Raw genomic sequence first — 19,621 nt, forward strand, 5'->3', positions numbered from 1 at the left:
CTCCTTTAACTAAATTGAAGTGTGTAGCGGCGCAAGACAGGAGTAGTATATTCCCCTACGGAAAATTGCTTTAGCACAATCTTCAGCTGCACGTCCCGATGCTCCACTTCATCTACATAATCATAATAGAGGTCATATATGACTCCAGGAAGTGAATGGTTGACCACAATATAGACCCTTCCATCTTTTTCGTAAAGTGCATACTTGGACCAATCATTGTTCCTGGTGTTGTACCTGAGATCAAACAATGAGATTTTCTCCATGAATTGGCTCGAAGCATAACAGTGTGTGCTAACGGCCACCGGATCAAACCCCAGGTCAATCGTACAATTCTTATTTATGCTCTGTACGTACACCAGCACATTCAGGTCATTCCATCCCTGTTTGAATTTATAATTCACGTTGGTCTGTGAATTAGGTATTCCTTCAAACAGCTTTTCTCCGTTCAGGTAAATGGCAATCGGCTCTGTAGACGAAGGGATAGTGGAAATAACATTCTCCCTGCCGTCATAGTATAGACCCATACCATAATGAAGCTGTCTGTTCTCCGTAAATACCTGGCCATTCATCAATATGCCTCTATTGCCTTCAAGAATGGGAGTGACCGTCCTAACAATGTCACCAGATGGATTCATCCAATCATTAAGTGATGGGATATGTGCCTCTCCTAAGTTTTGGATCACTTCCTGTACGTTCCAAGCGTCTTTACCGATATATAGACGTTCTGTGCGAGGAATGATTTTTCTTTTTTCTATATGGCCCAAAGAATAAAAGGAGATTCCATTTGCTTGAAGCTCGATAATTTCAGCTTCTTGCCCGCTGGTTTGCTCGGCTATGCCCAAGTTGCTTGGCTTAGAGCGAACCACATACTTGAAATCCAAAACATTAGGAGCAACTGATGTATCACGATTTACTGGAGAAATCTTTCTCCATGATTCCTCTCTGTTATCAACACGGACATAATACTCAATGTCTGTTCCGTCAGGCAGTTCCTCTTCCGTTACGAGGGAAACCTTCCCGATGGAAAAATGCTCGTCTGTATTTGGAGTGAGCGGCTTTGTAACGATATGGCCTTCCCCAGGGAAGCTTAAGCGGTAGAATTGTATTTTCTTGATGCCGAATAAATATTGGTATTGATACCCTTCCGGATGAACCATTTCTTTATCGCTTTCCTGTTTGCGTATCCATATTCGCAAGCTTTTGATTTCAGCCGTCGGAAAATAAAAAGAAAGATTGTTGGCCGTGTTTTTGCCTTCCGAGTAATAAGGAAGGTGGAAATAGTTTAATCCATCCGCTGTAAACTCAACATAAAGATTCACTTCTTTGAGTGTATGGATACCAATATCAATGCGGTTAAGACGCTGTTTCTCAGCAAAATGAATTTCGGCATATCCCTCTGCAGGCCCTTGTGTTTTGGATAGCCATACTTCCTGAAAGGTTTCATTGGTATAGGCATTCAGGGCATTGCTAATATTTCCGCTAATATGAAGCTTCTTGTAATTGGATACAGCATTTTGAGGAGTAAAGAAACCAATGCTTGCTTGCGGCTCTATTAAAAAGGAAGTGTTCTCCTGTTGTTTTAAGGTAACCTGGTGGTTTTTAATATCGATGGATACGTTCTCTTCTGTCTCCACTTTGGAAACATCATCGAATGTATCAAAGACACTGGCCAAATAGCCTGTCTTTCCATATAGGAGGACTTTTTCTTTTAGCTCCGCTTCCAGTTTTCTCGCTTCGTATTCGAGACGATTTTTCTCTACTTCAAACCAGTTGAACTTTCCTTTCAGTTCGTTATGAACAGAAATGGTATTTTCATATAGGATCATTAGATCCTTCTGTATGTTTACGACTGCTTCATTGTAGAAATCAGATTCAGCAAGCTCTGAATTGAGGGCCCTTTTAAACCGGTACTCTGGTGAACCAAGGTCTTGCTCCCTTAGAAGTTTGTTCAATCTTGCCCCGAATTCCCTGGATGTAGGAAGGTTGCCCTTTTGCAATTCTTCCTGCAGGATCTGATTCACCATGACAGCAAATCGCTTTTTCCGGATATTAATGGACATTCCTACACCCCTTTCTGCCTTGTTAGGATTTTAAGCGCAAACTCTTCCACAAGCGGTGTAGTGTGGAGAAGAGGAAATTCTCCTTCAGTTGTCTTCTCTGGCCGCTTCATGACAATCTTCAAGCGCACCTGCTTGGGCGTATCTTTCGCAGTGATGTTCTTTTTATAAAGGGAAAATGCACTTTGGATGTTGGCTTCGTTATCATTAATGGAAATATATTTTGGAGGGAATGAATCGTTTACTGGCTGATGATGCTGAGGGGAAATACGATGCCATTCAATGTCATCAAAGGATACATAGTATTGGATCCAATCATTCGATTCGCTGACGACTTCCTTATAAGAGGCAGGTACTTTCTCGTTAGCATAAAGCTGAAGGGTTTTGATGCCATCCTCTACCTCAAAAGGCTTGCTGATATATTCGCTTGCTTCTGCAAATTCAAAGCTCATGATATGGATATCGCGGATTCCAATAGCATAGCGCCAGCCTTCCACAGCTTCAATAACCTTTTTAATTTCATAATCGGAGTCAACAGTGTGGACACCATACTTTTCATTTACAATATGACTCGGCACTTCCTGTTTTCGGATTCTTGTCCATGTCTGTGAGTCTCTCTTCCTTCTATAGAAAGCTTCCTGTCCAAGCAATTCCGAATTGGAATTTGGCTGTTCAAGCACAAATTCAATGTATTTAGCTTTACGTGATGGGAAACTCCATACACCCTGCCCTGTAAATTTAGTCTTGGCAAAATCCTCGCTGCCATCGAAAAGGTCTTCTGCTCGATAGCTCTGTGGAGTGCCGTTCACTGTTTGGTTTAATACAAAGTTGTCATCTTCGAAAAGTCCCTTATATTCAATGCCATCCAATGATGTGCGGATGGAGTATACATTGACGGTTCCTGGGCTCCCTGGAGAATGATATGGATTTAGGTTAATCCAATTGATTGTTTCCTCTTTAGGCAGCTGCACCACCAATTTAACCCTAAGCAGATCATTGTGCTGACTTCCTTTCGCCCATTCCACATCATAATAAAGGGCCTTTTGCTTGTAGCTCTCCGGGATATTAACCATTTCAAATTCAAAAACAGTATCAGGGTTTCCGTCAATTAATGATTCTTGCTTGTCATTGGGAATTTGCGTTGATACCATTTCGTAGTTTTCATATTCAGAGTCGGCCTGTACCTTTCTTGCCAAGTGATAGGTGCCGGCAATTCCATTCCCCTGAACACTCCGCACTCTGCTTTCCAGGCTTCTATTAATGGCGTTTCTTCTATTAAGAGTAAGAACACCTTCCTGAGTGTGTATCATGCAGCGGTTTTCCAATTCTGTCAGACTGGTATCTGTCATATCGTAATTGGTGAACGATTCTTTCAAATAGACAGTATTTGGCGTCGTTTCTTCCGTCAGCATCTGCAGATCACTTACGGCCCCATTAACCCCTCTTACGATTGTAAGGATCCGGTCTTTTTCACTTTGGGAATAATTAAAGTAATCCACTAAATAAGTGGCAATTGTGTTCAGCTCAGTGAATAGGATGCCGAGGTCCTTTTCCATTTCTTTGTTGTTATCATAGTAATCTTCAATAAAAGGAAACTCTCCCTGCACCACCTGACGTGCCTGGAATAAAGGCCTCCCTATGGAAGACTGATAGCGGTAAAAGATTTCATCTGCCAGCTGGGAAACTTCTTCCGGTGTAGCAGAATCTCCAATTCGGATTCTGGCTTGTTCCAGCAAATAGCTTCGCTGCTGCTCCAATATCTTAGATTCTATTTTTGGCGGATTCATTGGCTCACCCCCTATTTCATTACTTTAAATTTCAGCTGATAGCTGTTTACCATTGGTGTCATCACCAGCTCATCACCGGCATTTTTACGCATGATGATTTTTAGCCTAAAGTTTGTTAGCAGGTAATCATAGTGGACCACAATGGAGGCATTGCCGTGGTTTGTTGCTTCATTCAGGTATAAATCGGATCTGTTAAAACTCTCAGTAAAAATCAGCTTATTCTTTTCCTGTTTGTATTCAAATACCCTGTAGGGAGCTTCAGGAAGAATGCTGTATCGGTTCAGGGAAACATCCCTGCTGTTTTTGTAATCGGTCCGGTTCATAGTGACAAATTGTGAGCCGTTCGCATAAGCCATAGGGAAAAACTCTTTTTGGACTTGGCCATTACCTGCAAAGATGGTGCCGTCAGTCAGAAAGACATCGATTGGCCGATATTCACTTGTATTGGGCTCATAGTTTTCGATTTGATTGATTTGGTCAAAATCCACAAATGGATATTTTGATAACTTAATCGTGTTATTAGAATCCGTACCATTTTGGAAATGCTCTATTTTTCGGATCCTTCTCGAAAAGCGGCTGCCGACCTGCACTGTCCAAGGGTTGATTAATGCTGTATCAGGTACATAGTCGATTGTATAAATGGCGCTACTGTCATACGGAATAGACAATTGAATGGAAGAACCGCGGCCTGTAAAATACCAGTCCTCTTTGTTTAAAACAATATTGTTCTTATATACCTTTGTCTTTTCTGTTTCATGGATATCTGCATGGAATCTTAGCTGCGCACTTGAGCCATGGAAAAAAAGCTTCTCGCATTTGATTACATCCACACCTTCCGGAAGAATGGAAACCCAGTCATTCGAAGAAGGATTCTCTTCAAGTGAAATGTAGTATTCCAGGGAAGTCAGCCGGTCTGTTGCCATTCCGTCCAATTCATTAAAAAGCGGATGGTCTTCATATGAAGCCAGGGAAACCTCCACTATATTTCCCTCTACTTCGATAGGCTTGGTTACGAAAACGCCATTCTGCTCATAAAGTGAATAAGAAAGTCCAATGTTTTTAATCCCATACTGGTACACATATTGCTGTGAATTATTGGCTCGATTGCTTAAATCCTGGCCATCTACCAGAGGAGGAACTGGTCCTGGAGCCGAACTCCTTAAAGCAGCCGACTGGACACTGCTGTTTTTTCCTGTAGGAGTGTTTGCATATTGAAATTCTGAGACGCTCATCATGAGCCTCCTTCCTATCTCTGTTCACTATCCAACTTCGTCTTGATCGCCTCAAAGTCTTCCCCATATCGGTTCATGCCTTGTTCGTCGGAAACTCTATTGGGTTTGTTTATATTTTGGTAGCTTGCGATGATTTCCTGATGAAGTTTGATACCAGCTTGAGTGGTCATGAGTTCATTGAAATAATCGTTTACTGATGTTTCATACATGGAACGGCTTGCTAGTGATGCTTGATTCCAGAGCTCTGCATTCATAGCTTGTTCTTCTGATGTGCTCTGATCAATTAACGTATAGGATTCCTGCTTGATAATAATGAAGAAAGTCTTCGCAAAGACAGAAGGGAAATGAATAGTTGCGGAATGATTAGTCTGCATGACCTTGGATAGAGGAATTTCGTAAATAGTCCCGCTCTGTTCTGACTGATACATAAGTGTCAGCAATTCTATCGGATATTCAGTAAAGAAATCCACTGTTAAATGATTCACGCTTTTGGGTCTATCGAGGGTTATTTTAAGCTTGGCCATAACCCCTTTTCCACTAACCTTTTCTTCATCTTCAGCTGGTTGTACATCCAGAGGGGAAAAGAAATTAAAGTATTCCTTAACTTCTTTATGGGCAATTTCCGTTAAATCCAATGCGGAGATGGCATTGCCATTGAAGTCTGTTTCAAAGTCATATCCATAGGATACAAGCTTCTTGCCGGAGAGATCCCAGGAATAAGGATACCGCTCAATTCTGTATAAAAGATGCTTCATGATTTCTGATAAGCGTGGTCCAGCTTCTACTACCGGCCTGTCTTTTTTTAAGATTTGATTATCTACGTAACTATTGGGACCGATGATATAAATACTGACCGGCTCTTCCCGATTGAAGGGATTCATGAAGGTCATTTCCCATAATCCCTCAAATTCCGTTATGTGAAGGGAATGATGGCGCTCAATATAAGTAGGCTTCATTCAGGCACCTTCCTTTCTAACGCTTTTTGATTTCTGTATAAGCTGGGGCGTTTGCTGCAACAGCCTGAGCCCAGTATGTTTCTTTCGAATCGTCAATTGCGTGATTAAGTGGATGATTCAAGTCTTCGATGACATTTGCCGCCTGATACTCCACTTCAATTTTTGCCGTAACTGTACCATTGGTATTTTGAAGAGCGCTATAAGTTTCTTTTGAAGGAAGGGAAAGATAATGCTGGTGAAAATTCCGGTTAAGCGTGGCGCTTTTTAGAGATTTTCCATCGCGATCCAAAAATAAATGGGCATACTGTTCACGGTCTGTTTCCATGTGGAGGTTTTTGTCTTTTTCCTCAAATCCATATGTTTTTACGATAAGCCCGTTTTCGCCTTTTGCCTTAAGGTTTAATTCTTCTACCCTTGTTTTAAGGCTATCGACTTCTCGCTGAACGTCATCAAGTGTCCCTTTTAGGATCCGATTGTAGTTAGCCACTACTTTCTCAACCACTAAATGGGAATTGTAAAGCCGCTTTAAATCCAAGGAAACATCAGAATGCATGCGATTGAAATGTTCTGCATCCACCTTTTCACCGGCTGCTTCAAGCTTTGTGACCTTTTCCTTGCGGTTGGCCAATTGCTGGATAAGCGCTTCAAACTCTTCTTTTGTAATGACCTTTACCTCAAACAAATCCAGGTTTTCCTGAATCAGCTGCTCTACCTCCCGGCGGTCATATTGTGGAAGCACAGATAAATAGTTCTGTAAATATTCCATGGCTACACCTCCTCTTGCTGCAAATAAATCCATGGGCCGTACTGATATTCCTGTCTGGCTCTAATCCGAATAGCCGGGCATGCACCATCAATTTCAGCCTGCTGCAGATAAATAAATTCTCCATTTTGTGTTCTGATACGTATAGGAATCTTGCTGATTAATATCTTGGAATCAATCTGACCATCATGTTTGCCGTATTGCTTTTCACTGTAGCGGAATCGGCCGTACTGATTACTTGATTTTAATGATTTAACGGATACGGATATGGTTTTCATTGCCGGAGCCTGTGTGTTTTCCTGCTTCACATGTTCTTGAAGGTATGTCCAAGGAGAAGGCTCTCCATTATAAATGGAGCGTATGCGAATTTGCTTCAAGAGAAACACCTCCAAATAAAATAAGAGGGAGCATTTGCTCCCTCAAGAACGTAACCATTCATCTTATGGCCGTCAATATAAAATCTCTCAAATCCGATTAAGCAGCCGGCTCTTCTACTGTTTCAGGCTGGTCCCAATAAACAGCAAGAATCTCGGAATCCGTCAGGCATTCCCTTACTCTTTTTCTTAGCTGGTCCAGCTTGTATAAGGTTTTTTCCTTATGTTCAAACCCCTCTTTGACGATTGAAAGGAATTCCTCTTTGGTATGAGGAATTTGCATTCCTAGATTTTCTGCCTTCCAATAAACCACTGTCACATCTGTATCCTCTTTAACAAATGTGTACTTGCCCAGAAGATTTAACTGATCGTCGCGATTGAGCCTGTATTGGTTGCCATTCGTGGTTGACACAAACCCTTCTACAATGGTTTGTTCGCAAACATCGCTAAAATACTTAATTTTCAATTGCTTATGGTATTCATGAAGGTATTCTTTAGTTACTTCATAAACTAGAATTCCGTTTTTATCCGCTAAATCAAGACAGAACTCATTCAGTTCCATGTTCGTAAGTCCATTAATCCCAATCTGCAGAATTTTATCATTATAATAACTTTCAATTAACATAATAATCTCCTCTTTATTTGAAGGGGCAGAGTGCTTCCATCCAGCCCCTTTCCATTATTTTTATTTCTGTGGCGATTCTGCAGGAACTTCAGGTCCGGATTGAATGGAAGCTAATGTCTCTTGCAGCTGTGTGACAAAAGCTTTAAGCCGAATGTTTTCGGTCACCAGATTTGAGATTGTAGCTTCATATTCCTTTACAAGAAAGTTAATATCGATTTTTGTATTGTCCATTTTTATTTCTCCTCTTCTTCTTTTTATAGTGGGATTGAGTTTTGTAGGTAATAGATTAGTGGATTATGCCGTGGGAAGGCTTGTCCAAGTAATAGACTCGATTTCTTCCGGGGATTGTGCAGCCAATACTCTTTGTTCCAGCTGCCAATATTTTGCGATGTTGGTATTTTTGTGAGACTTTGCATCCATCATGACTCTGTAAAACTCTTCTCTGGTATGATAAACCACACCATTGTTTAGAGATTTCCATGCAACCATAGTTATGGCTGAATCATTATCCATCTCCAGCTTCTGCTGGGTAAAGTTCATTTGATCATGATAGTTAAAACCATAGGAATTTCCATTTAAACTGAGGAACCCATTCAGTATTGTAAGGTTACATTCTTCCTTAAGCTCATTAATTTTCATCTCGCGCCGGAAGGCCAAAACTTCCTCAGGAGACTTACTTTCAACCCATTGATTCAGTTTCCAATCATATACAGGGTTTAAAAAACCTTGACCCCAGCCAAGGACGCATTCGTCTGGAATGGTGTCTGTTTCGGGGTCAAATACAAAGGAGTCAAGAATGACTCCCGTATCTTTGTCCACTTTAAAATATTGTTGTTCAGCCAAAAATGACTCCCCCTTAATTTATCGCTTTAAAACAGATTGCAGCAAGTGACGTAAATGAAGCTGAACCCCCTGCCTGTATTGTTATGCTTCCATCCTCTATTACGTCAATCCTTGTCGGTACAGAAGCATTAGATGAGAACGTACTGAATATCTCACGGTTTCCAGGACGATACCCTGCTGGAAGTGATCCTATAATAGTACCTGCTGTGATAGATCCACTCTTGATTAAACCGGTCACATAAACCACTCCGTTCTTATCCTTCCAATAAGCAGCACCTTGATATTGCGAACTGTAATTGACCCAACCGTTAAACAAGGACAAGGATTTCATATTTTCATTCTCAATAAGTCCCTGCAAGTACATGTTTCCGGACATTCTGAATCTTGCTGTCGTGGAACCACCGGTATAAATTAAACATTCACCAGGTATTGTCGGATCTGCGTCGCCGTAAAGACTAATACCGGCTCCAGTTGCTGAGGTTCCTGTAACACGTATTTCCATGGCTTCACGTCCGCTTGAGTTGGAAATACCAATATGCCCCGTGTTTCCTAATGGAGTAGGCAGCTGCAGATTCCCAAGATAAGGTATTTTAACATTCCCCTTATTCAGAACAAGGTTAGAGTTATCTAAGAGAATATCATTGATTTCCCCTAGTATACCCGTCCGAATTTCCACCCCGTTTCTTCCTGTGATCTTTAACGGACTTCCTGAACCTTCACCATATATAGACCAACTTCCAGCAGTTCCCCCTGCTGCTTGATAAGAAATACCGTTCTCAGTTATTGACGTTTCATTTGTCCAATTTGTACCCCCTGGCACAGCGTTATAGGTTCTAAGTTTTCCCCAATCTAATTCCGTTGTAAGGTGGAAGGTTTGTATAGATCCTTTTACAAATCCCTTATTGTAGGAAACCAGCTTTCCACCTTCCATTAGGGTATAGCCCGTTGATTCTTCAGACTTAATCGTAACCCCCGTAAGGCTTCCAGCCGTAACTGTACCTAAATTTGACGAAATAGCAGACAAATAAGTGGCGTTGATATTTCCTCCATCAATAGTGGTTAGGCTCGCCGGACTGAACGGACTTGGTTCTGTCCCAGAATCTACTTCTTCAAACTGGAAGGCATCAAAGTAGACCGGCAAGTTAGCTGTATCTACATCTACTCGAATAAGTGCTTTTGTAGAGCCAGTGGGGGCAGTGAATAGCTTTAGAAAGCGCGTCCACCCACTACTACTAGTAATGGATTTTTTGCCTGTGTCATGAAAAGTGGCTGAAGCATCATTTGTTCTGGCATATCCGTGTACTGAAACCGCTGTGGCACTTGGGTTAAATGCATAGAAAGAAATAATGTATTTCGTCCCAGCTATAATTGGAATGTGATAATCCGTCGAACTTGTCCCTAAATATACATGGTTATCAGTACCTGTCCCCTGCACCTTAAGACTTCTATCCCCATCATAGGAGTATGCGTTGCTAATTTCCTTGATGGTTGTCGTAGAGGCACTATTAAATGCTATGGCTCCCAAAGGGATTTGTTCAAAACTGTCGTATCCTCTTCGGACCATATTTGGATTGGAACTGATTGAAAGCTTGTCCACTGTGATGCTTCCTGATGCTAGTCTTCCAACATTTAATGTTCCTGTCGAAATATTGGTTGCATTAATGTTTGTAATGGTCGCCCTTGAGGCATCCAAAGTACCTGTAATAATGTTAGAGGCGTTAATATTCGTTATAGTAGCTTTAGTACCATCCAAAGTACCTGTATTAATGTTAGTGGCGTTAATATTCGTTATAGTAGCTTTGGAACCGTCCAAAGTTCCGGTGATAATGTTGGAGGCATTGATATTTGTTATTGTCGCCTTGGAACCGTCCAAAGTTCCCGTAACAATATTTGAGGCGTTGAGGTTGGTAATGGTTGCTTTCGAGGCATCAATGGTTCCAGTTGTGATTGAGTTACCATCAATAGCTGTTTGAGTTGCACTGTAAAGTTCCCACTCGTAAAGGTGATTGCTTGTATTTACAGAGTTTCCATTTGCAAAAAGCCTTACATATCTTGCTGTTATCGGAATAGCAAAGTTATCTATGGTTGGAACAAAATTGTTATTTCCAGTGGCGACCCGGCTGATGGATTTTTTCCATCCCGTGTTTTCAGGATTTCCTACTGCGTAATACCAGTTCGTTCCATCACTAGAATATTTAATTTTATACCAGTAGTAGCGGTCATCCCCAGCAAAGAAGAACAAGCGGCTCTGCTCAATACGGTACACTGCCCCCAAATCGAGCTGATAATAGGAACCTTCCGTATTGGAATCGGTTGAGTTTCCGCTACCGAAAGTGACATAAGAAGAGCCGACATTCCTAGCTCCGTCTATGCCAGCGGTGCTTGTTGATGTTCCTGATACCGTTGCACCAATTGCGAGGTTGCCATCCTTTGTGGTGCCCGAGCCAACCATGATTCGTTCAGCACTAAAAGTTCCTGTTGTAATCTTGTCTGCATTGATTTCAAGTTTGCCTGCATTGGTCCAGAACATGCCATTGATATTAGTGTTTGTTGTCAGTTCTGACCAGGTATTAGTGGCATTTGTCGGAGGTTTCGTTCCGCTAACTTCTCCATAAGATGGTACCCATGTTGATCCCCTTGCTCCTACTTGTGCTGCAGTAGGAGCTGCCACTCCTGATCCTCCCCAAGTAATGGATCCGCCGCTCATGGTAATATTGCCTCTCATTGAAACATTACCATTGGAATCAATGACGAAGTTCCCGCCTGCTGCATTTAGACCATTCAATGACTTAATGTGAGAAGCCTGTATGGTGCCATCTACCAGGAGGTTTCCGCTGTAGCGCTTGCGTACTTCTAGGCTCCGGATGTAAAAATAACCTGTTGTCGAGTTGTCCTTCTCAAAGAAGAAGTCAACAAAGTTTAATGTCTTGGCTGGATCTACATCTGCGGTTATTTTTACATTCGCTGAGAAAGAAGTGTTAGATGTTGAAACTGGAACGGAAGAGCTTCCTGCATTTGTATAGGTTCCGTCTGTGTACTGGTAGCGGATAATGGCTGTTATGCTGCCAATTGCGGATTCTTTATATCCCTTTCCTGCAAAGTAGTATTCATCACCTACAGTAAACTCCTGTGTTTTTGCTTGGACTATAGTGATCTTTGAATAAGCAGACTGTCCTACTTTAAAATACTTAAGGTTGCTGATATCTGTTGTGGTAAATCCATTCGGATTACTCTCAGCATCAATCTGAGCCATGTTGGTGAAGTCACCGATGGCAATTTGCTGTGCAAAAATAGTGTTGGCTTCAATCATGCCGCCGTTCATTCTGACTTTCCCGCCGACTGCGTTACCTTTCCAGTCATCTAAAACAGAACCAGTTTCATAGCCGTAGATTTCAGAATCCGTTGCCGGTCTGACTTTAACGGAGTCGATTTGAATGGTTTTGGCGGTAACAGTAGCAAATCCGCCCCAGGCAGCCATCGGGAATACAGAGTAACCTATAAATCCTGCAATTGGGGTATCTGATGCCATTTTAAATATCTTTGAAACGGTATACCATTTTGAAAGGGTTGGAGAAGGAACCATGTCTTTATAGTGCATCTTATAATCAACATACGATGTTCCATCAACACGGAATAAAACACCCGAACCGTCTAGCGTGCCTGACTCCAGCATAAAAGTGGATTCTACATAAACGTATTGGAAGTAAGGTCTATTTCTAATCGTTTGAGTATAGTAGCCTTGTCCACCAGCTGCCATTACCCACTTAGCAGCATTTCCAGTACCGTTTCCAGAAGTGACTTTTGTAGGAGCAGTATAAGCAAGTGTGTAACCATTCGGACTGGTGCTTGACCAGTCATAAAAATTTGGGTTGATATTCATGAGTAAGGCTTCATCTGATTCAGGACCTCTTGCACCTGTGCTACCCGTTGAACCCTGCTTGCTCTTACTTAATACAAAACGTTTTGTAATGCTTGAGTAGCCTGAGCGGGATGCTGTTAGGTCAACATAGCCATTATCTGCAGTGAACCCGGTTACTGTGTAAGTGCTTCCCGATAATGAGCCGGATACATTGCTCACCGTAGCGGTAATGGTCCAGTTCGCTGTATCGTCTGAACTGCCATTATAGATGGTTAGCTTTGTATTGATCCCGGCATAGCTGCTTACCGTACCAGAAGAGTTCGCTGATAATACTGCAGCTTCATTGCTTAGAACTCCAATTATTGCATTCTGTCCATTGCTTCCATTTGTTCCATTGCTTCCATCTTGCCCATCTGCCCCATCAGAGACAATAGGGATAATCTGTTCATCAAGCAAGGTAGTTGTTCCGCCAGCCAAATACATGCGGACCCGTATAGATTTAATTCCTGCAGAAGGCGTATGCGATTTAGTCGCCTCATTTGCTGCGCTGGTATATTTGTCAGTAAAGGTTGTACCATCCGTGCTTTCTGCAATGATAAATCTTCCTGAATAATTGGCTGGTGTACCTGAACCTACTTGGGTACGCCCGGTCAAATCAATGCTTGCCGGAGTATAAACCCCAGCCTTATTTTTTTGTATAGCTGAGGCATCTGAGATGAGCCAGTAGGACGTGGCACTGCTTCCTGTAGCTCCCTGTTTTGATTTTGTTAAAGTAAATGTTTTCGTGATACTTGAATACCCGCTTCTTGATGCAGTAAATGTGACAGTTGCCACATCTGCAGAAACTGCAGTTACAGTTGCTGTGCGGTTTGCCGGGGTTCCTGAAGCAGTAACCGTGGCATTAGAGAGGGTTTGGGTGATTGTCCAGTTTGCCGTATCATCAGTCGCTCCATTGTAGATAGTTAAAGTGGAGGCTGCTCCTGCATATGTGCTGACCGTTCCCGAGGAATTTGCTGGGAGGTTATGAGATTCGTTGGTTAGAACACCAATAATAGCATTCTCTCCATCTATTCCGTTGGTCCCATTAGTTCCGTTTTGGCCTCTTATTCCATCAGACACTATTGGCACAATTTGTTCATCAAGGAGAGTGGTTGTGCCTCCTGCCAGAAACAATTGAAGTTTCACCGCTTTTATCCCTGTGGATGGGGTATGGGACTTTACTGCTTCATTTGCAGAACTTGTATACTTCGTAGTCCAGGTGGTGCCATCTGTAGTTTCCGCTAAAATGAAGCGTCCGGAATAATTAGCTGGTGTGCCTGTGCCCACTTGTGACTTTCCTGTAACATTGATTACATTAGGGGTGTAGTCTCCTGCTTCGCTTTTCTGGATCGCAGACACATCCGCTACCAGCCAATATGAAGTTGCACTTGAACCTGTTGCCCCTTGTTTACTCTTACTTAAAGCAAAGCGTTTTGTCACGCTTGGATATCCGCTCCGGCTTGCTGTCAGGTCAACATAGCCAGTGTCGGCGTTTAAAGCTGTGACCGTATAAGTTTTGCCTGATAGAGTACCAGTCACATTACTAGGGCTTGCAGTCACAGTCCAGTTTGCACTGTCATCTGTTAAACCATTGTAGATGCTCATGGTCGTTACAGCACCAGTGTAACTGCTGACAGTTCCCGAAGAGTTAGCTGCTAATACATGGGATTCATTGCTGAGCACTCCTGTAACTGCGTGTTGTCCAGGAGTCCCATCATTCCCTTTTTGACCTTGAGGACCTCTGACTAAAGACCAAGTGTAGTCCGCTGGATTGGTGGATGGCACATCCGTGTCATGATTATAGCTAAAGCCGATATAATCTTTTCCAGATGGATTGCTTGTAATGCCGGTTCCGTTTGCATCTGATGCATACATAACCCAAGTGTATAAGCCTTCGTTATCTTCTGGAGCAGTCGTAAAATCCGTAACGATATTTCCTTTTTCAACTTTCACTTCATCAAACCAATAATTAACTGCATCTAATGAATCAATGTCAATAAAATTGAAGACAGTGGAAGTGAAGTTTGTCACATTCACCGTAAAGGAAATCTTCTGGTATTCCGTTGTTAAATTAAAGTTTGCGCCATATTGATCAGCTACATCAAATCGGATATTACTAGCAGCACTTGCTTTGACCTTCATGCTTACAGTCCAATATCCATTACTATCTATTACATTACTTATGCGAATGGAACTATCTGCAGTTACTCCAGTTAATTTAAATCCGTGTGGAGTCGCAGTTTCATCTTTGGTTATCGTGACGGTGCCTGACAACCTGGACACATTAGTAGCCTTCTTATAGTAGTTTCTTCCACCCACCTGAACATTATCAATTTTTTGATTGATCGTATCAGAAATTGCTTTCCTGATTTTCTCTGCTTCTGAAAAATAGGTGTTAAGCTGGGTTTTGAACGTATCCCTTGCTGATGCTGAGGAGAAGGAATAAGTGGTACTCATACTTGCCAAGATATCGGCTTCAATACGTGGAGTCGAACTATTTAATGCATTGTAGGCATTTACGTAATTCGTCGAGGAAACATTTAGTGCAGCAGCTTGGCCCGACAACTGGCCATATTCCGCTTTAATGGATTCCCAATCTCTGCTTAGCTGACTTTTCTCAAGCGGAGTGACTTTAAGATCACTCATCATATCCTCTACATTTTGCTTAATAGGACCATAAGTGGTGTCTGCATAGCCCTTGGCGTTTTCCTCCATGGCAATATTTGTGAAGGAAACATTGTTTATCCAAAGATTGTCGCCGGCCACTCCGCCAGAAGTGCTTCGGTTGGTCAAAAATAGCAGTTTAATATTAGCTGTTCCATGCGGGAAGTTATTAGCTCCCATACCAAAACCGCTTTGCCACCCCTCTGCCAATGTCCATTCAGCTTTAGCTTTCACATTGCCGGCTGCAATATATTGATAGCTTCCGCCTGAACTTGTTGCTGATACTTTGTGGCCCGTGCGGAAAATCCCGTTTGGATCTGCTGGGTTTGAGAGGTTGAATGCCTTATTGAATGTGATTTTTTTAAGGGTTCTATCAATCGCTCCAACTCCCCAGGCAATCGTGAATACATCTCTTGAATATGTTCCATCTGGATATTGATATCCAAAGCTATTTTTATATCCCCAAAACACCATGCTGTGACGATGATCCGGAGTTGATGAATTATCCATGAATCCATCTACACTTGTAAGGTAAACTTCCGTATCACCCACTTTTAAGTCACGCGCAAGTTCTACAATGGGGTATTGGGAACCATAGAAGTGGTAAGGTGATATGACCATCCCATCAATGTCGTAGGCTACTGTTCCAAAGTAATTGTTCCCTCCGACACCTTTACCTTTGTACATCAAGGACATTCTATATTTATCATTTGGATTTACAGGAATTAATTCATCACTGAAAATCGTACCGTTTTGAAGAACAGTCTTAAATGAACCCTTTCCAGAATAAACTTCTGCAGAATCAAAAGTGAAACTGCTGAAATTTGTATTATTACCAAGCATTCCACTTCCGTTTGTCACAAGATTTTCGCCGCGGGAAACTACATAATCCTTTGTATCATGCTGCATCTTTTCGTTGATTGCCTTACGGAGTTTTTCCGCTTGATCAAAATAGGCATTGATTTGATTTTTGAATGTATCCCTAGCTGATGTTGAGGCAAAAGTATAGGTGGTCGTAAGTGAGGATAAAATATCTGTTTCAATTCTTGGAGATGTGCTATTTAATGCAGAATAGGCATTTTGATAATCAGTCTTCGTAACGTTCCAGGCATTTGCTTGAAGAATCAATTGATTATATTCAGCTTTGATTGCTTCCCAATCACGGCTTAGAGTACTTTTTTCCAATGGAGTGACCTTCATATCGGACATCATATCGTCCACTCTTGATTTTACTTCATCCGTATAACGCACGGCCGACGGAAGAATTCCGTCTACACCCATCCCAGCAATTTCGATATCATAGAAATAATAGTATCCAGGATTTGTAGAAGTTGGAGAGCTTGCCCCTCCTAACACTTTGAAGCTACCACTGTCAAACGGGGCACCGCTTGTATGCCTATGAAGGAGTAAGGAATTTTGGAAGAGAACATATTCTGCCACTTCCTTACGCAAAAGCATATCCAGTGTTAAAGTGTTTTCTCCCACGACGACTGAATATGTCCTGCTATCTACCTTTTGCCATGTACTAAATTCATAAAGATCAACGACAAGCGTTCCGGCTTGACTGCTGTATATTTTAGTTCTTCCAAGGTGAATATCCTCTGTCACGGCCATCCTTGTTCCCCATGCCTGATGGTAAGAAAGAGAAGTGACTGCAGGAGACTTAGCAATAACATGGGTTGCCGTCTTTAAAGCGGTCTCTGCATTCTCAACGACTGTGCCCGCAGGAGTTCCTGCAATATTTGAATCGGAACTTATTTCAAGACCTGTTGCATAAATCTTTCCATCCGTGTTGGTATAAAATACTTTATGCCATGTGCCATTAACATTTTTCGAGATTGATAGCCCCTCAGTTGCATTGAGGATGGCCTTAAATAGATTATCCCCTCTTAGGACTACAACCCCATTTTGTTCGGTCAAGGTTACTCCATTATAGGATTCCCCTGGCTTGATGGAGTCAGCTAGGTAAGTTGAAGTTGTTACCTGAAGTTTTGACAGGGCTTCAAAATAAGCATCCCAAAAGAGTGGCCATACCGCTGTATCAATTGCTGTGTCCCCTGGCTCCCATAGTTTAGGAGAAAGTGATTCCACATAAGCTTTTAAATCTTTATAAGCAGTTTCAAATGCAATATAGTCCACATGGTTTGTTGGGACACCAGATGCTTTTGCTTCAGCCCTAACCATGTAAACCTGTCCGCCTTTAATGCCATCAGCTTCCGCCAGAGTTGGTAGCGTACTGTCTGTTAATGTATCGCCGGTTATTTCAACCAGCAGCAATTTAATGTTTAATTTTTCATTGTTTGAAATTAGTCCATCATCTGCAGAGTTTCTAGCAAAGTCCTTCAAATCCTGAACTTCATCATAGAAGCCCGGATCGAGTGCCGCAATGGAAAGAGTCTGCTCAACCCATGTGCCGTTCGACCAGGAATAAAGCTTGCTTGGAGAAACACTGTCGTCAATCCAAAGGACGCCTTCTGTTGGGTTTTTTGGAGGAGTCCCGGAAACGAATGCATCATTTATATCTAAAATGGTTATTTGCCCATTGGCTTTCGGCATTCACTTTCACGCCCTTTTTCAGTAATAAAAACTCCACTAAATCAATAGTGGAGTATTCTTTGAATCTATCGAAACCATTTGTTTATGAAATTTCAACCCTAAAAGTAGCTTTTTGTACAACATCATCAGCTGTAATATCAATCCACTTACCCACTTTTGAGCCGGAAGTTCCAAATGACGTATCCTGTGTACCGTCCATTTTATATTTGGTCCACGTATACGTGTGCTTGTAACCTGTTCCGGTTGCAGCAGCTTGCTTAAGGTCAATCTCCTCGCCATTTTGGTAAAGGCGGCAAAGTAATTGGGAGCTGATGTTCCCATTCTTGAAGATATTTCCGTTGCTGCTTTCCACTACTACCATGATTGGGTCTGTCTGATCGTAGAAGATAATCGTGTCATATTTAGCTGTTTGGCCGCTCAATGTTGCTTTCACTTTGAAGGCAGCTAGGTTTGTGATGCCAGAAGCAGCTATTGTTAGAGTATTTGTATTTACTGCTCCAGACACGCCATAACTTGCCTGGTTAGCTGCATCAATCTTGTCCCAACCTAAGCCAGCACCTTCATCTGCATTACCTGATTTCTGCACAAACCATTCATAAGTGACATTAGATGTTTGAATTGTGCCTCCTTTATAAAGGTCAGCCTGTGCAGTTAAGGAAGTAGTGTCCGTTGCATTTTTAAATAGATTGCCAGATGGAGCCCAAACGGAAACTAGAACCGCGTCTTGGCCTGTCGCACCATCAGAAACAATAGGGACAATTTGCTCATCAAGGAATCCAGTACCGTTTGGAGTAGCTACACTGGATAAATATAATTGAACCTTTAAAGCCTTAATTCCAGCTGAAGGAGTCCAGGCTTTTGATGCTTCTGCTGTGGAGCTAGTATATTTAGCTGTCCCCCAGTTAGTCCCGTCAGTTGTTTCCCAGATTTGGAACTTACCAGAGTAATCCCCATACGCTCCTGTTCCAGTCTGTGATTTAGCTGAGACTGTAATAGAAGTCGGAGTATAAACATTGGATATGTTTTTCTGGATTGCACTTGCACTTGTGATTAAGCGGTAAAGGGTAGGAGTTGTTCCGGCTACACCCGTTTTACTCTTCGATAGAGCAAAGCGCTTTGTGATGGAAGCATAGCCGGATTTAGAAGCTGTTAGGTCAACATAAGCCGTGTCAGCACTCATAGCTGTAACGGTATAGGTCTTTCCTGAAAGGGAACCAGTTAATCCAACAGGTGTTCCTGCTGTTACTGTCCAGCTGGAGCTTACGTCAGTTGCGCCTTCGTAGATATACATTGTGGTATTGGCGCCTGTAAAGTTGCCGTTGTTACCAGCTGAATCTGTAGGAATAACGTCAGACTCATTGCTTAGGACAGCGGTTATCGCCGGAGCACCCGTTGCCCCAGTAGCACCGTTATTCGCGCGGTTGAATGTAAATTCCGCTTTGATTGTCAAAGGATATCCTGTTGCCGGGTCAGTCCAAACAATAGATGCAATATAAGTTTTTGAATATGCAGAGCCTGTCAATAGGTTCTTTACTACCGTGAGGTTTTTTCCTGTTACCGTGTAATTTGTATCCGTAACAAGGGGTGTGCTTGGAGCTGCAGCGTCATACCAAGTGACAGTAGCTTCTGCGATTTTATCTGTATTTCCAGACGTGGAAACGAATAGGGAAGGTGTTAAAGTGGGGTTGGCGGTTGCCCAGTTTGGGGTGTAAGAAGTTGTGGCGGGATCATAAATCTGCGTTTTCGGAGACGTTGTGGTCACAAACGCCGTCAGCGAAGGCGCATCATTAAAATCCAAAATGGATATGAGGCCTGTTGCAATTGGTTGTGGCATATTCTGTTTTTCTCCTTCTTTTTTTTAGTATA

At 42.2% G+C, this 19,621-nt stretch carries 11 protein-coding genes; all 11 read right to left on the reverse strand.

The annotated features are described in order from the left end of the window. Positions 1–5: 5 nt before the first annotated feature. The 11 genes from IRB79_RS27775 to IRB79_RS27825 all read right to left on the reverse strand — a co-directional run bounded on the left by IRB79_RS27775 (position 6) and on the right by IRB79_RS27825 (position 19,589). Positions 6–2,060 carry a hypothetical protein gene (locus IRB79_RS27775; RefSeq protein WP_243509872.1) on the reverse strand — a complete coding sequence of 685 codons (2,055 nt, stop codon included), beginning with the start codon at positions 2,058–2,060 and terminating at the stop codon, positions 6–8. A 2-nt stretch (positions 2,061–2,062) separates the two neighbouring features. Beyond that, positions 2,063–3,844, reverse strand: coding sequence for a hypothetical protein (locus tag IRB79_RS27780; protein ID WP_243509874.1), 1,782 nt, complete (start codon positions 3,842–3,844; stop codon positions 2,063–2,065). Between the two features lie 11 nt (positions 3,845–3,855). Next, entirely contained in the window at positions 3,856–5,079 is a 1,224-nt protein-coding gene (locus IRB79_RS27785; RefSeq protein ID WP_243509877.1) for a hypothetical protein, read from the reverse strand. Between the two features lie 11 nt (positions 5,080–5,090). Then, entirely contained in the window at positions 5,091–6,032 is a 942-nt protein-coding gene (locus IRB79_RS27790) for a hypothetical protein (protein WP_243509879.1), read from the reverse strand. A 16-nt stretch (positions 6,033–6,048) separates the two neighbouring features. Further along, positions 6,049–6,798 (reverse strand): hypothetical protein, encoded by a 750-nt coding sequence (locus IRB79_RS27795; RefSeq protein WP_243509883.1) that lies wholly within the window; start codon positions 6,796–6,798, stop codon positions 6,049–6,051. Between the two features lie 2 nt (positions 6,799–6,800). Next, the gene (locus tag IRB79_RS27800; protein ID WP_243509884.1) at positions 6,801–7,181 is read right to left on the reverse strand and encodes a hypothetical protein; all 381 of its coding nucleotides are present in this window, start codon (positions 7,179–7,181) and stop codon (positions 6,801–6,803) included. Positions 7,182–7,269: 88 nt separating this feature from the next. Beyond that, positions 7,270–7,794, reverse strand: coding sequence for a DUF4376 domain-containing protein (locus IRB79_RS27805; RefSeq protein ID WP_243509887.1), 525 nt, complete (start codon positions 7,792–7,794; stop codon positions 7,270–7,272). A 60-nt stretch (positions 7,795–7,854) separates the two neighbouring features. Further along, complete coding sequence (locus IRB79_RS27810) at positions 7,855–8,025, reverse strand: hypothetical protein (protein ID WP_243509889.1); 171 nt, start codon at positions 8,023–8,025, stop codon at positions 7,855–7,857. Between the two features lie 63 nt (positions 8,026–8,088). Then, positions 8,089–8,637 carry a DUF4376 domain-containing protein gene (locus IRB79_RS27815; protein WP_243509891.1) on the reverse strand — a complete coding sequence of 183 codons (549 nt, stop codon included), beginning with the start codon at positions 8,635–8,637 and terminating at the stop codon, positions 8,089–8,091. Between the two features lie 13 nt (positions 8,638–8,650). Further along, a complete protein-coding gene (locus IRB79_RS27820) occupies positions 8,651–17,755 on the reverse strand; it encodes a discoidin domain-containing protein (protein ID WP_243509895.1) in 9,105 nt (3,034 codons plus the stop codon). 82 nt (positions 17,756–17,837) lie between these two features. Further along, positions 17,838–19,589, reverse strand: coding sequence for an autotransporter outer membrane beta-barrel domain-containing protein (locus tag IRB79_RS27825; RefSeq protein WP_243509898.1), 1,752 nt, complete (start codon positions 19,587–19,589; stop codon positions 17,838–17,840). Between the last annotated feature and the right edge of the window lie 32 nt (positions 19,590–19,621).

The organism is Cytobacillus oceanisediminis (assembly GCF_022811925.1).
GTDB lineage: Bacteria > Bacillota > Bacilli > Bacillales > Cytobacillaceae > Cytobacillus > Cytobacillus oceanisediminis_D.